General features: G+C 62.3%; 10 protein-coding genes. 2 read left to right on the forward strand and 8 right to left on the reverse strand.

All coding sequences use genetic code 11. The features are described from left to right. Positions 1-2: 2 nt before the first annotated feature. From LPJGGPFB_RS19195 to LPJGGPFB_RS19220, 6 genes are all read right to left on the reverse strand, one after another. Complete coding sequence (locus LPJGGPFB_RS19195; RefSeq protein WP_173421531.1) at positions 3-1,109, reverse strand: efflux RND transporter periplasmic adaptor subunit; 1,107 nt, start codon at positions 1,107-1,109, stop codon at positions 3-5. Positions 1,110-1,360: 251 nt separating this feature from the next. Continuing rightward, on the reverse strand, positions 1,361-3,247 hold the full coding sequence (locus LPJGGPFB_RS19200) for a bifunctional sugar phosphate isomerase/epimerase/4-hydroxyphenylpyruvate dioxygenase family protein (RefSeq protein WP_173421532.1): 1,887 nt from the start codon (positions 3,245-3,247) through the stop codon (positions 1,361-1,363). 25 nt (positions 3,248-3,272) lie between these two features. Beyond that, positions 3,273-4,133, reverse strand: a complete 861-nt coding sequence (locus LPJGGPFB_RS19205; RefSeq protein ID WP_173421533.1) for a shikimate dehydrogenase — start codon at positions 4,131-4,133, stop codon at positions 3,273-3,275. Positions 4,134-4,195: 62 nt separating this feature from the next. Beyond that, positions 4,196-5,212: a TRAP transporter substrate-binding protein gene (locus LPJGGPFB_RS19210; protein WP_173421534.1), complete on the reverse strand. Its 1,017-nt coding sequence runs from the start codon at positions 5,210-5,212 to the stop codon at positions 4,196-4,198. Between the two features lie 66 nt (positions 5,213-5,278). Then, positions 5,279-6,559, reverse strand: coding sequence for a TRAP transporter large permease subunit (locus LPJGGPFB_RS19215; protein WP_173421535.1), 1,281 nt, complete (start codon positions 6,557-6,559; stop codon positions 5,279-5,281). Positions 6,560-6,569: 10 nt separating this feature from the next. Beyond that, complete coding sequence (locus tag LPJGGPFB_RS19220; RefSeq protein WP_173421536.1) at positions 6,570-7,133, reverse strand: TRAP transporter small permease; 564 nt, start codon at positions 7,131-7,133, stop codon at positions 6,570-6,572. A 295-nt stretch (positions 7,134-7,428) separates the two neighbouring features. Between LPJGGPFB_RS19220 and LPJGGPFB_RS19225 the strand changes: the two genes are divergently transcribed. Further along, entirely contained in the window at positions 7,429-8,067 is a 639-nt protein-coding gene (locus LPJGGPFB_RS19225; RefSeq protein WP_077501126.1) for a TetR/AcrR family transcriptional regulator, read from the forward strand. 21 nt (positions 8,068-8,088) lie between these two features. On the opposite strand, the gene LPJGGPFB_RS19230 is transcribed toward LPJGGPFB_RS19225, so the two are convergent. Further along, positions 8,089-8,580, reverse strand: coding sequence for an Lrp/AsnC family transcriptional regulator (locus LPJGGPFB_RS19230; protein WP_173421537.1), 492 nt, complete (start codon positions 8,578-8,580; stop codon positions 8,089-8,091). A 123-nt stretch (positions 8,581-8,703) separates the two neighbouring features. Between LPJGGPFB_RS19230 and LPJGGPFB_RS19235 the strand changes: the two genes are divergently transcribed. Continuing rightward, positions 8,704-11,103 (forward strand): transketolase-like TK C-terminal-containing protein, encoded by a 2,400-nt coding sequence (locus LPJGGPFB_RS19235; protein WP_234902936.1) that lies wholly within the window; start codon positions 8,704-8,706, stop codon positions 11,101-11,103. A gap of 61 nt (positions 11,104-11,164) precedes the next feature. Here the strand turns inward: LPJGGPFB_RS19235 and LPJGGPFB_RS19240 are convergent, their stop codons facing one another. Next, positions 11,165-13,126 (reverse strand): glycosyltransferase family 2 protein, encoded by a 1,962-nt coding sequence (locus LPJGGPFB_RS19240; protein ID WP_173421538.1) that lies wholly within the window; start codon positions 13,124-13,126, stop codon positions 11,165-11,167. Between the last annotated feature and the right edge of the window lie 8 nt (positions 13,127-13,134).

Consider the following 13,134-nt stretch of genomic DNA (forward strand, 5'->3'; position numbering starts at 1 on the left):
GCTCAGCCACCCGTCGCCGCTGCTGCGTCAACGACGATGCCCGGCCTGACCTTGCCGACACCTTCGGTGATGACGTTTTCGCCCTCCTTCAGCCCCTTGCTGACCACGGAGAGCCCACGAGCCGAGCGCTCGACGTCGATACGCCTCAGTTCGACTTTGGAGGCGGCGTCGACAACCATGACGAAGGCACCCTGCTGGTCGCGCTGCACCGCCTCTTGCGGAACTGCCAAGACATCCTGCTTGTCGGACTGTTCCAGCGTGACCCGCACCAGCGTCCCGTCGAGCAACAGTGCGTTGGGATTGTCGAACTGCGCGCGTACAGTCACCGTGTCGGTCCCCTGCGCGACGTTGCTGCCGATGAAATCGATCGTGCCCTTCAATGGATACTCGGTACCATTTGGCAGCGTCAGCCCGACATTGGCACCGCCAGGCGTCATCCCCTTCAGCACGCGTTCCCGATAGGTCAGCAGCAAGGACGTCGAGACCGGAAACTCCACATAGATCGGGTCCAGCTTCGTCAAGGTGACGAGCGGGCCGGTATCCGGACCGACCAGCGCGCCGACATCGGCGGTGCTCAGGCCCAGCACGCCGTCGAAAGGTGCGGTAATCTTGGTGTAGGAGAGGTTGAGGTCTGCGCTCTGCTTGCTGCCCTGCAGCTTCACGAGATCAGCTTCCGCCTTCTTGACTTCGGCATTGGCTGTATCGACCTTGGCCTGCGAGATCGTATTGGTCGCAATCAGTTGCTTGGCGCGCTCCTGCTCAAGCACGGCCAGATCCCGCTGCGCCTCGGCGGCCTCGATCGAGCCCTCGATTTCCTGCACGGCCGCACGATAGGCGCCATCCTCGACCTGATAGAGCTGGGTCCCGGCCGTTACCTTCTGCCCCTCCTTGAAGTTCACGGCCTCAAGGAAACCGGCGACGCGGGCGCGAATATCAACCTTCTGGGTTGCGACGACGCGACCCGTCAGATCGACGCTTTCGCGAAGGTCCACGATCCGCGCGGGCGCTACCACCACGGCGGGCGCCTGCTGCGCGTAGGCAGTCGGTGCGCTGAACATGAACGCGAGAAGGACGGAAAAGGCAGAGAAGGCAGCTTTCGGCACGGTCATGCGACACCCTTTCGGCAACAAAGCCAGGTTCAGTCCCACGGAGTCTGCTCAACCCGCACAGTAGTCACGAATACTCTGCCTTTGAAGCGTAAATCGCCCTTCCGTAACTGTTACATCGGCGTTCGAAGCAATGTGACGCGATCCGTCAATTCTGCGTGCGGCCCGATCGGAATGTCGTGCTGCCGGCGAACGGGCGTTACGGCGCCATGACCTGTCCATGGAGTAATCCAGGACATGCGCATGCCAGATGCTTACGCGCGCGGCATGCCGGCCGGCTCAAGGAACTTGCGCAGCGCCGCGATGCGGAAGATCGCATTCGCCGCGCCATAGCCGCGATATCCGCGCCGCTCAACGATCTCGAAGAAGAAACCGCCGGAAAAGGTCGGGCTGTAGAGCTGGAAATATTCGCCGTTTTCGTCCCTGTCGTAGAGGATGTTCTTTGACTTCAGCCTTTCGGTGAAATCGGGATCGAGGCCGAAGCGGGCTTCCAGGTCACCGTAGTAATTGGGCGAGATCGCCAGCGAGACGAAGCCGCCTGCGGCAAGCGCGTCTGCTGTCGCGAAGATGTCGTCTGTCGTGAAGGCCAGATGCTGAATGCCGGAGCCGAAGGTCTCGGCGATGAAGCGTCCGGCCAGCGTGTTGCGGTTCTCAGCCCCGTTCATGGTGATGCGCAGGGATCCCGAGGCATTTTCCACCACCTGGCTGCGCACGATGCCCGAGGGGTCGATGATGTCGACAAGCGGCGTCTTATGGGCCTCCAGCAGCGAGGTATAGAAGAGCAGCCACGTCAGCAGTTCGTCATAGTGCATCGTCTGGGCGATGTGGTCGATCGAACGCAGCCCGGCGGCGGTCGCGATAGGGTCTTCGATCTGCTCGAACTCGACGTCCCATATTCTCCCGAGTTCGCTGTCGCGATCGAGGAAGTAGATGATGCCGCCGCCGACGCCGTGCACCGCCGGCATTTCGATTTCACCGTCGTCCAGCGGCTGGACGAAGGTCTCGGCACCGAGCGCCATTGCCCGCCGGTGCGCAGCCTTGGCATCGTCCACAAGAAGGCCCATCGCATAGGCCGAAGCGCCGTGCACCAGGTAGGAGGAGTTGGCAAAGCCTCGGCTTTCCGTGTTGATCACCAGCCGGATGTCACCTTGTTGGAAGATCGTGACGCTTTTCGTTCTGTGTCGTGCGGCCTTGCGGAAACCGAGTGTGCGGATCAGTGCCTCGAGGTGCGGCGCCTCGTCTTCGTCGATGGTGAATTCGATGAAGGCGATGCCTTCGACGCCCGATCGATCGGGCATTTCGGGAACGGGAAGCGCAATGTCCGGCTCGGCCCGCCGCACCTGATCGCCGAGGTAGAGCAGCGAGCGCTGGCCGTCGACGGATATCGCCGTTGCCGAGCCGCCGCGAAACTGGTCGTTGAAGATCTCGAGCGACAGATAGTCGTCATAGCCGGTGGCCGCCACTGCCCGCATGAATTCGAGCACGGGCAGGTCGCCTTCGCCGGGCATGTTGCGAAAATGTCGGCTCCAATAGAGCAGATCCATGTCGATCAGCGGCGCATCGGCCAGCTGGATGATGAAGATCTTCTCCTTCGGGATCGAGCGGATGGAGTTGACGTCGATCTTGCGCGCCAGCGTGTGAAAACTATCGAGGATCAGGCCGACATTGGCGTGGTCGGCGCGGCGCACCACTTCCCAGGCGTCGCGGTGGTCGTTGATGTGACGTCCCCAGGCAAGCGCCTCGTATCCAACGCGAAGGCCGCGGTTTGCCGCCCGCTCGCCAAGCTCGCGAAAGTCGGCGGCTGCGCGGTCGAGCCCGCCAAGGGCTGCGGGGGAAACGTTGGAGCAGACGAGCACCAGGTCTGTGCCCAACTCCTGCATCAAGTCGAACTTGCGCTCCGCCCGGTCGAATGTCCGGGTTCGGAGCGGCTCCGGCATGCCCTCGAAATCGCGGAACGGCTGGAACAGCGAAATCTCCAGACCATGGTCGCGCACCATATGCCCGACCTGACGCGGGCTTTCGTCGAACACGAGAAAGTCGTTCTCGAAGATCTCGACGCCGTCGAAACCCGCCTTGGCGATCGCCTTAAGCTTGCTGCGCAGGTCGCCGCTCAGGGAGACGGTGGCGATCGAGGTTTTCATGCGTGTCTCCTTCGTTGCCCTGTCGTCAGGCGGTCAGGGCCTTGAAATGGGCAAGCATGCGCGCGGCGTCCGGCTCTCGGCCGGTAAACAGGCGAAAGGCGCCGACGGCCTGGAACACCGCCATGCCGCCGCCGTCGAGCGTGCGGCAGCCGCGCTGTCGGGCTTCGGCCAGAAGGGTTGTCTCGAGCGGGAAATAGACGACTTCCGCCACCCAGTGGCGGGCCTCGAGCAGATCGGCGGGAAGCGGCAATCCGGGGTATTTCGCCATGCCGGTCGGCGTCGCGTGGATGAGGCCATCCGCTGCCTGCATCGCCGCGGCAAGGTCCGTGGCTGCAGCAATGTTGGCCTGCGGAAACAGCGCCGACATGCTGGATGCCAATGCCTCCGCACGCTCCATTTCCCGGTCGAAAACGGTCAGCGACGCCAGCCCCATCGAAAGGATGGCGTAGGCCGTCGCAACGCCGGCGCCGCCGGCGCCAAGCTGGACGGCGTGCGTCAGAGCCGCGTCTGGTAGGCCTCGGCGAAAGCTCTCGGAGAAACCCCAGCAGTCGGTGTTGTGACCGATGCGACGGCCTGCCTGAAGCACCACCGTGTTGACTGCGCCGAGATCGCGGGCTTCGTCCGACAGCTCGTGTAGAAATGGGATGACCAACTGCTTGCACGGATGGGTGATGTTCAGCCCGCATAGGCCTCGCCGTTCCGCCTCGCTGAGCAATTGCGGTAGGTCTTCGGGACCAGCACCGCGCTGGCTGAGGTCGATCAGCTCGTATTCATAGGCGAGCCCCTGTGCCGCACCTTCGCGCATGTGCATCGCCGGTGTAAGCGAGGCTTGGATGCCTGCGCCGATCAATCCGGCTTTCAACGGTCTGAGAAGGGTCTCGGTCATCTCGACGGCTTTCATGATGGGACGGGGTGCCGGCCCGCGGACATTGCGGACCGGCGGCAGGCTTACTGGCCGCGAAGTGTCTGAAGTTCCTTGAACAGGGCAGCGACGGTTTCGGGGCCGATCTCGGCGCTGAATTTCTCGATCATCGGCTTGACGGCGTCGCGCAGCTTCTGGGTTTCTTCCGGCGACAGCTCGGTGACTTCCATGCCGGTCGCCTTGATGTCGGCGATCGCCTTGGCGTCGAATTCGCGCGAGGCCTTGCGCTGGTAGTCGCGGGCTTCGGTCGCCGATGCCTGCAGCACCGCCTTCTCCTCGTCGTTGAGGCCGTCCCAGAATTTCTTGCTGATGAGTACGATCTGCGGATTGTACTGGTGACGGGTCACCGTCATGTACTTCTGCACCTCGTAGAACTTGGCGTTGAGAATGTTGGCTGCCGGATTTTCCTGGCCGTCGACCGTGCCGGTTTCAAGCGCGGTGTAAAGCTCGGTATAGGGCAGCGGCACCGCATTGGCGCCGAGATTGTTGAACAGCTCGATCGGGATCGGCGACTGGATCGTGCGGATCTTCAGGCCCTTGATATCCTCGAGCTTGGTGACCGCGTGGCGGTTGTTGGTGAGATTGCGGAAACCCAGCTCCCAGTATCCCAAGCCGACGAGCCCGGTCGCGGGCAGCAATTCTGTCAGGCTGGTGCCGAAGGGGCCATCCATCACCTTGTCGGCCTCTTCGCCATTGTTGAAGAGGAAGGGCAGGTCGACCGCGCCAAACTGCTTGACGTTGCCGGCAAGTATGCCGGCGTTCAGGACCGTCATTTCGATGACGCCGCCCTGCAGCGCCGAGACGGTCTGGACGTCACCGCCAAGCACACCGCCGGGGAAGAGTTTGACCTCGATCTTGCCGCCGCTCTTCTCCTTCACCAGTTCGGCGAATTTCTCCATGCCCATGACCTGGGGATGGCCCTTGTTGTTGGCGGCGGCGAACTTGAGTTGCTGCTCGCGGATCTCGGCGAGTGCCGGGCTTGCCGCCATCAGTGCTACCGGTATTGCAACGCCGAGCGCCATTTTCATCAGTCTGTTGAACATATTTCCCTCCCAGGTTTGGCCGGTTTCTCCCTCCGGCCGGTTAAGCTTGCAGATGTTGCGTGGTGCCTATCGCGCAAACCAGGAGGCCGGAACGGTCACCAGTTGCGGGAACAGCACGAGCAGGAAAAGCACGATCAGCTCGGCGATCAGGAACGGCATGACGCCCTTCATCAGCTCTTCCATCTTGAGCTTGGAAACGCCGCAGATGACGTTGAGCACCGTGCCGACAGGCGGGGTGATCAGGCCGATCGAGTTGTTGATGATGAACAGCACGCCGAAATAGACCGGGTCGATGCCGGCCTGCTTGATGATAGGCATCAGCACCGGCGTCATGATCAGGATGGTCGGGGTCATGTCCATGGCGGTGCCGACGACGACGACGAGCGCCATGATGGCCAGCAGCAGCAGCGTCTGGTTGTCCATCAGCGGCTCGAGAAGGGCGACGAGATCGCCGGGCACGTCGGCAACGGTGATCAGCCAGGCCGAAACGGCGGCACAGGCGACGAGGAACATCACGATCGACGTGATCTTAGCAGCCGCGACGAAGACGTGAAACAGCTTGGCTGGCGGCAGCTCGCGGTAAATCACCATCGACACGAACAGTGAATAGACGGCCGCCACCACGCCGGCTTCCGTCGGCGTGAACACGCCGAACTTCAAGCCGACGATGATGATGACAGGCAGGAACAGCGCCCAGAGGCTGTCGATGAAGGTCTTCATCCTGACGGCGCCGCTCTGGCGCGGCGGCAACTGGTGCTGCTCCTTGCGCGAAACGATCATCCAGGTGATGCAGAGGGCGGCGGCAATCATCAGGCCGGGGAAGATGCCGGCGAGGAACAGCTTGGTGATCGAGACGCCACCGACGACGCCGTAAAGGATGAAGCCGATCGACGGCGGTATGATCGGACCGATGATCGAGGCGGAGGCAAGAAGGCCGCCGGCGCGGGCCGGGTCGTGGCCGGATTTCAGCATCATCGGCAGCAGAAGCGCGCCGAGCGCCGCCGCGTCGGCGACGGCCGAGCCGGAGAGGCTCGCCATGATGCAGGCGGCGAAGATGGCGACGAAGCCGAGGCCGCCGCGAATGTGGCCGACCATCGCCATGGCGAGATTGACGATGCGCCGCGACAGGCCGCCGGTGTTCATCACTTCGCCGGCGAGCATGAAGAAGGGCACGGCCATCAGCGGAAAGCTGTCGGCGCCGTTCAGCACATTCTGGGCGACGATCTGGGCGTCGTAGAGGCCGAGATACATCATCAGCGCGACGCCGGTGATGATCAGCGCAAACGCGATCGGCACGCCGAGCGCCATCGGGCCAAGCAGGGCGCCGAGGAAAATCGTGACGGTCATCGGTCTCTCCTCAGGGCTTGGCGACGGGATGGGCGAGCGGGGATCCCGGGTGCTCGTCGAGCGCCGCCTGATCCTCGCTGTCACGCACCAACTCGGCCGTCGCCACGTCGACGCGACCGGTGAGGATTGAGAACATGTCCCAGAGGATGATCAGGAAGGCGGGAATGCCGAAGGCGAGGCCTGCACCGTAGAAGAAGCCCATGGAAATGCCGGTGGCGGGTGCCGCGACATGGAGATTGATCAGCGTCTGCGACCAGCTGCCGCTGATCATCAGCCATGTTGCGCCCAGCATCAGCACCTGGCCTGAAAGGATCGCGACCTTTGCACTATTGGGCGGCAGCCGGCGCAAAAGCGAATCCACGCCGAGATGGGCGTGTTCGCGCATCGCGATGACGGCGCCGAGAAAAGTCAGCCAGACGAAGAAGATGCGCGACAGTTCCTCGGAGTAGGTGATGCCTGTGTTGAAGGCGTAGCGCAGCACGACATTGCCGAAGACCAGCACGACCATGCCCGCAAGCAGAAGCGCGATGGCGACCTTCAGCAGCAGGAAGCAGAATTCGATTATCCTCACCATTTCGCTCCTCCCAGGCGATCAACCGTGTCTTGCGGCCTGTGACGTCCGTCATCGGTCAGGGCATCCAAGTGTACAAGGTTGGCAAGTGTGCAAGGCTGACATGCCGATCTCTCCTCCAAGCGACCGAATGCCATTTCAAAATGTACTAACTAGTTCGAATGTCAAGCGGCATGTCTTGAAAGAAGCGCGCAAGCCCAATAAGACTTGGGGCAGGTCGCGGAGTGGAGCCGCGGCCAACGCGTGGCGGCGGCAGCCATTTCGCGTTGAGAATCAAGGGTGGAGGATGCGACGGGGCATGGCGGCGCGAGCAGAGAATGGACGCAAGAACGATCCACAGCGCACGAAGGAGGACATCCTCATCGTGGCGACGGACGAGTTCGCGACCCATGGTCTGGCCGGCGCACGTGTCGATGCGATCGCTGAGAAGACCCGCACCTCCAAGCGGATGATCTACTACTACTTCGAGAGCAAGGAGGGGCTCTATCTCTCGGTGCTCGAACGGTCCTACCGCAAGATCCGCACCCTGGAGGCTGATCTGCAACTGTCGAGCCTGGCACCCGAGGCGGCGCTGCGCACCTTGATCTCGACGACCTTCGACCATGATCAGGCGAACCCGGAATTCGTGCGCCTGGTCAGCATCGAAAACATCCATCACGCCGCCCACATGATGCGCTCGGAGGCGATCCGCGATCTCAATGTGTCGGTTATCGAGACCATCGCCGGCATTCTGGAGCGCGGCGTCGCGGAGGGCGTGTTCCAGCGCACGGCCGATCCGATCGACGTGCACATGCTGATCAGCGCCTTCTGTTTCTTCCGGGTCTCCAACCGCTACACGTTCGGCACGATTTTCCGGCGCGACCTTTCCGAGCCGGAGACGATGCAGCGGCACAAGGGGCTGATCGCCGATGCCGTGCTGAGTTACCTCAAGAGCTAGAGACAGCTCTGCTGGCAGCATTTAACCGTTGCGAAGGTGCTCGGTCGGCAGCGCCGTCGTGTACTTGATCTGGCTGAGTGCGAAGCTCGATCGGATGCTGGAGACGCCGGGGATCGTCGTCAGGAAGTCGACCACGAGCGCCTGGTACTTCATCAGGTCCTCGACGACGACGCGCAGCATGTAGTCCGACTCTCCCGTCATCAGGTAACATTCGACGATTTCGGGCTTGGTCCTGATCGCGGCGCTGAAGACATCGAGCGAAGCCCGGTCCTGCTGCTTCAGCGATACGTGCACAAACACGTTGACGGCAAGGCCAAGCGCGAATGCGTCGACGAGCGCCACCGAACCCTTGATGACACCGCTCTCCTTAAGTTCGTTGACGCGCCGCCAGCAGGGAGAGGCCGAAAGCCCGGTTGCTTCGGCAAGCTCGGCCGTGCTGATCTCGGCGTTCTGCTGCAGCAGATCGAGAATGCGGATGGTCGCTGCGTCAAAGCTTGGTAGTTTCTTCGGCATGAAATTTCCTGAAATGGCGTTTCATCGGTCAGTATTGCCGGAAATGACAAAATTTCCAACAAAGATAGACCGGATATTTCGCGCGACCGGGTGTAGCGTTTTCATGTTCTGGGAGGAGCCGACATGCAAGCGCATAAACTTTCGACCGCCACGCTGAATTGCCTGAAAGATCTGGAACGGCAGGTGCTGTGGCACGCGTGCTGGATGATTCACAACGCCAATCACATCCGGGAAAAGGGCGAGGTGAAAGTCGGCGGGCATCAGGCATCCTCCGCCTCGATCACGTCGATCATGACGGCGCTGTACTTCCACATCCTGCGGCCGGAAGATCGGGTCGCGGTGAAGCCGCATGCGGCCCCTGTATTCCATGCGATCCAGTATCTGATGGGCAACCAGACGCGCGAGAAGCTGCAGAATTTCCGCGGCTTTGGCGGCGCGCAATCCTATCCCAGTCGCACCAAGGATATCGACGACGTCGATTTTTCGACCGGCTCCGTTGGGCTCGGTGTCGGCATTACTGCCTTTGCCTCGATCATCCAGGACTACATCGCGTCGAAACCCTGGGCGCAGAAGAAGAGCGATGGCCGCATGATCGCGCTCGTCGGCGATGCGGAGCTCGATGAAGGCAACATCTACGAGTGCCTGCAGGAGGGCTGGAAACACGATCTGCGCAACACATGGTGGGTAATCGACTACAACCGTCAGAGCCTTGACGGCGTCGTTCGCGAAGGTCTTTGGCAACGCATCGAGGCGATCTTCACCGCTTTCGGCTGGGACGTGAAGGTCGTCAAATATGGCGCCTTGCAGGAGGCGGCCTTCAGGGAGCCCGGCGGCGAGGTACTGCGCGCCTGGATTGACCGTTGCCCGAACCAGCTCTATTCCGCGCTGACCTTCCAGGGCGGGGCCGCCTGGCGCAAGCGGCTTCAGGACGAGATCGGTGACCAGGGTCATGTCAGCAAGCTCTTGGCTTCCCGAAGCGACGAAGACCTCTCGGCGCTGATGAGCAATCTCGGCGGTCATTGCATCCAGACACTTGCCGACACCTTTGCCAGCATCGACCACGATCGCCCGACGGTCTTCCTTGCCTATACGATCAAGGGCTGGGGAACACCGCTGGCCGGCCACAAGGACAATCATGCCGGCCTCATGACCAAGGCGCAGATGCAGGATTTCCAGCAGAAGATCGGCGTTCGCGCCGGCGAGGAATGGGAAGAGTTCGCGGCGGTGGCCGATGCCCAGGCGGCAAAGGAATTTCTGAAGAGTGTGCCGTTTTTTGCCGAGGGCACACGACGGTTCACGTCGCAACCGGTGCAATCTGCCGGTCCGGTTCTGCTCGACGACCGCGAGCTTTCGACCCAGGCGGGGTTCGGCAAGATCCTCGATGCGCTGGCGCAGCGCGACGATGCGCTCGCCGCCCGCATCGTGACGATGGCGCCTGATGTGACCGTCTCGACCAATCTCGGGCCGTGGGTCAACAGGCGCGGCCTGTTTGCCCGCGAGACCCAGGCCGACACGTTCCGAGACGAGAAGGTTCCCTCGGCGCAGAAATGGGCCTTCGGTCCCGGCGGGCAGCACATCGAACTCGGCATTGCCGAGATGAACCTCTTCCTGCTCCTGGCCGCGGCCGGCCTTTCCCATTCGGTGTTCGGCGAACGCCTGCTGCCGATCGGCACGGTCTACGATCCGTTCGTCGCCCGCGGACTCGATGCCCTCAACTATGCCTGCTATCAGGATGCACGCTTCATGATCGTCGGCACACCTTCGGGCGTGACGCTGGCGCCGGAAGGCGGCGCCCACCAGTCGATCGGGTCGCAATTGATCGGCATGAGCCAGGACGGGCTTGCCAGCTTCGAACCTGCCTATCTCGACGAACTCTCCGTGATCATGGACTGGTCCTTCGATTACATGCAGCGCGACGGCGACGCCGTGCACGACGAACGCACATGGCTGCGCGATACGACCGGCGGCTCGGTCTATCTCAGGCTGACCACCCGCCCGCTCGAGCAGATGCAGCGCCGCGAGGATGCGGCCTTCCGCCAGGGCGTGATCGACGGTGCCTACTGGTTGCGTGAGCCGCGACCGAATACCCAGCTGGTGCTGGCCTATCAGGGGTGCGTCGCGCCAGAGGTGCTGATGGCGGCCGGGCGGCTGGCCGAGCGTCATCGCGATGTCGCCGTGCTGGCGGTGACGTCGGCCGACCGGCTCAACGCCGGCTGGACGGCGGCGCAGCGGGCACGACGGCACGGCCATCACGCCGCTGAAAGCCATATCGAGGCGCTGCTGGCACCGCTTTCGGATGCCTGCGAGATCATCACCGTCACCGATGGTCATCCCGCCACCCTCGGCTGGTTCGGATCGGTGCACGGTCACCGTACCGTTTCGCTTGGGGTTGAGCATTTCGGGCAGACGGGCACGATCGCCGACCTCTACGCCCATTTCGGCATCGATACGGACTCGATCATCGAAGCGGCCGACGCGGTCGCTCTACGCCGCAATCACCGCAAGTTCAGGCAGGCCGGATAGGAGCGCCACACGCGATGACCGGGGTGCCGGAGCACCTCGCACCCACCGTTTCCGACAAGGGTCAACCGATAAAGGCGCGCCGCAGAAGGCCGGCCATCGATGCGCGCAAGCTGCCGCGATCGGCAATTTGGGCGCGCGGCACGCCGAACAGCAGGCGCAGGATGCCGCTGCGTTGTTCGGCTGTCGGCAGGATCGTCAATCCGCCATCGGCCTCATGGCCTTCGGCAATGCGGACCCAGCCGATCTGCGGCAGGTAGACCGCTGCATCATCTGTTCGCGCCGCGTCGAGGCCCGGAATGCGGACGCTGTCCGCCGACAGCCCGCCTATGCTGATGTCGACGGTCTGGCCCGCCTGCCGATACTGCCCGTCCAGCGACACGTCGATGACTTCTTCCTGCCCGTATCGTGGCAGTTCGATGCAGACGAGCAGGCTGACGAAGGCGATGGTCATCGACACGAGTGACCAGACGAGGTTGAGGATCTCGCGTTCGGAAAAATCCGTGGGCGCGTTCCAAGCGAGCACCGTCTGCAGCACCGAAAGACCGGAAAGCACCGTCACCAGGCCGAAGAAGAGCGCCGTCGGCAGGTGTACACGCATGCGCGCACGGTCGCCGCCTTTCTCCGTCACCTTGAAGGGGCGGCCGAACGGACGGCGGATCGCCTGCAGCAGCGTAAGCGTGACCGGCAGCGCCGTCAGCGCATGGGTGACCTCGGTGAACAGCGGCAATGTCCGTTTTCCCGAGATCCAGGATGCGTAGACCCAGAACACCAGCAATGACGAGATGCCGTACTTCATGAACAGAAGCTCGTCGGCCTGAAGCGCGGAAATGCCGAAGAGCCAGTAAATCGACGGCGCGAAAAGCAGGCACAGAATGAAGGGCTTCGACAGCCAGCACAGCAGTCCGTGCAGATAGTGAAAGCGCTGGCGCAGGGTAAAATGCCCCCGCCACAGCGGGCCATCCTTCAGGAGACCGATCTGGATCGTGCCGAGGCACCACCGGGTTCGTTGGGTGATGTATTCGGGAATGCCCTCGGCGGAAAGGCCGACGCTGAGTTTCTCGTTCAGCCATCGGGTCACGTATCCGCGCTCCATCAGACGATAGGAGAGCAGCATGTCCTCCGACAGGGCTTCGTGCGGGAACCCGCCGATTTCGTTGACGAGAGCCCGGCGCACCACGAAGCTCGTTCCCACGCAGAAGGCGCACTCGACCGCATCCTTTGCCGGTTGGAACGTGTCGAAGAAGACGCGCTGATCGTCGACAAAGCTCGACGCGATGTGCAGGTTGTGCTGGATCGGGTCGGCGTTGAAGTAGAACTGCGGTGTCTGGACGATGCCGATGCGTTGGTTTCTGAACAGGCCGACGACGCGCTTGAGAAAGTTTGCCTGTGGCGCGAAGTCCGCGTCGAGGACCATGATGAAATCGGATGGTCTCTCGTTGTTCGTCAGATGCAGCGCGTTGTTCAGATTGCCGGCCTTGGCATGCCGGTTGTCCGGGCGCGTAATGTAGTTGACGCCGATGGTCTCGCAGTATTCGCGCACTTCGGGGCGACGGGTGTCGTCGCAGACATAGACCTGGAAATCCGGGTAATCCATCGCCTTGGCGCAAACGGCTGATTTTTCCAGAATATGGATCGGCTCGTTGTAGGTGCAGATGAAAACGGCAACCGATGGATAGCGGCCGTTTGCGGCAAGTTCGCTCTCTGCGGCATCCGCCTCGGCCGTCCAGTCCGTGGTGCGGCAAAGGATCAGGACGGAGGCGACCGCGTAGACGATCGAGATAGCCTCGAACGAAAAATAGACATAGGGCCAGAGGCTTTCCGCAGTCGGTTCCAGGTCGGGCAGGGTGTCGAGCAGTCGCCAGCAGATATAGAGCGTGAGCGACGCTGCGGTGACGATGCTGAAGGCAACCCTCTCCAGCGGGTTTCGCGGATCCGCGAGGGCGGCAAGCGCCAGGAACGCCAGTGCAACGCCGAGATCGAACAGAAGGACGCTTGTGAGATCGGAATCGAGGTGGAAAAACATGACAGCAC

The organism is Ensifer adhaerens (assembly GCF_013283195.1).
Lineage (GTDB): Bacteria > Pseudomonadota > Alphaproteobacteria > Rhizobiales > Rhizobiaceae > Ensifer > Ensifer adhaerens_G.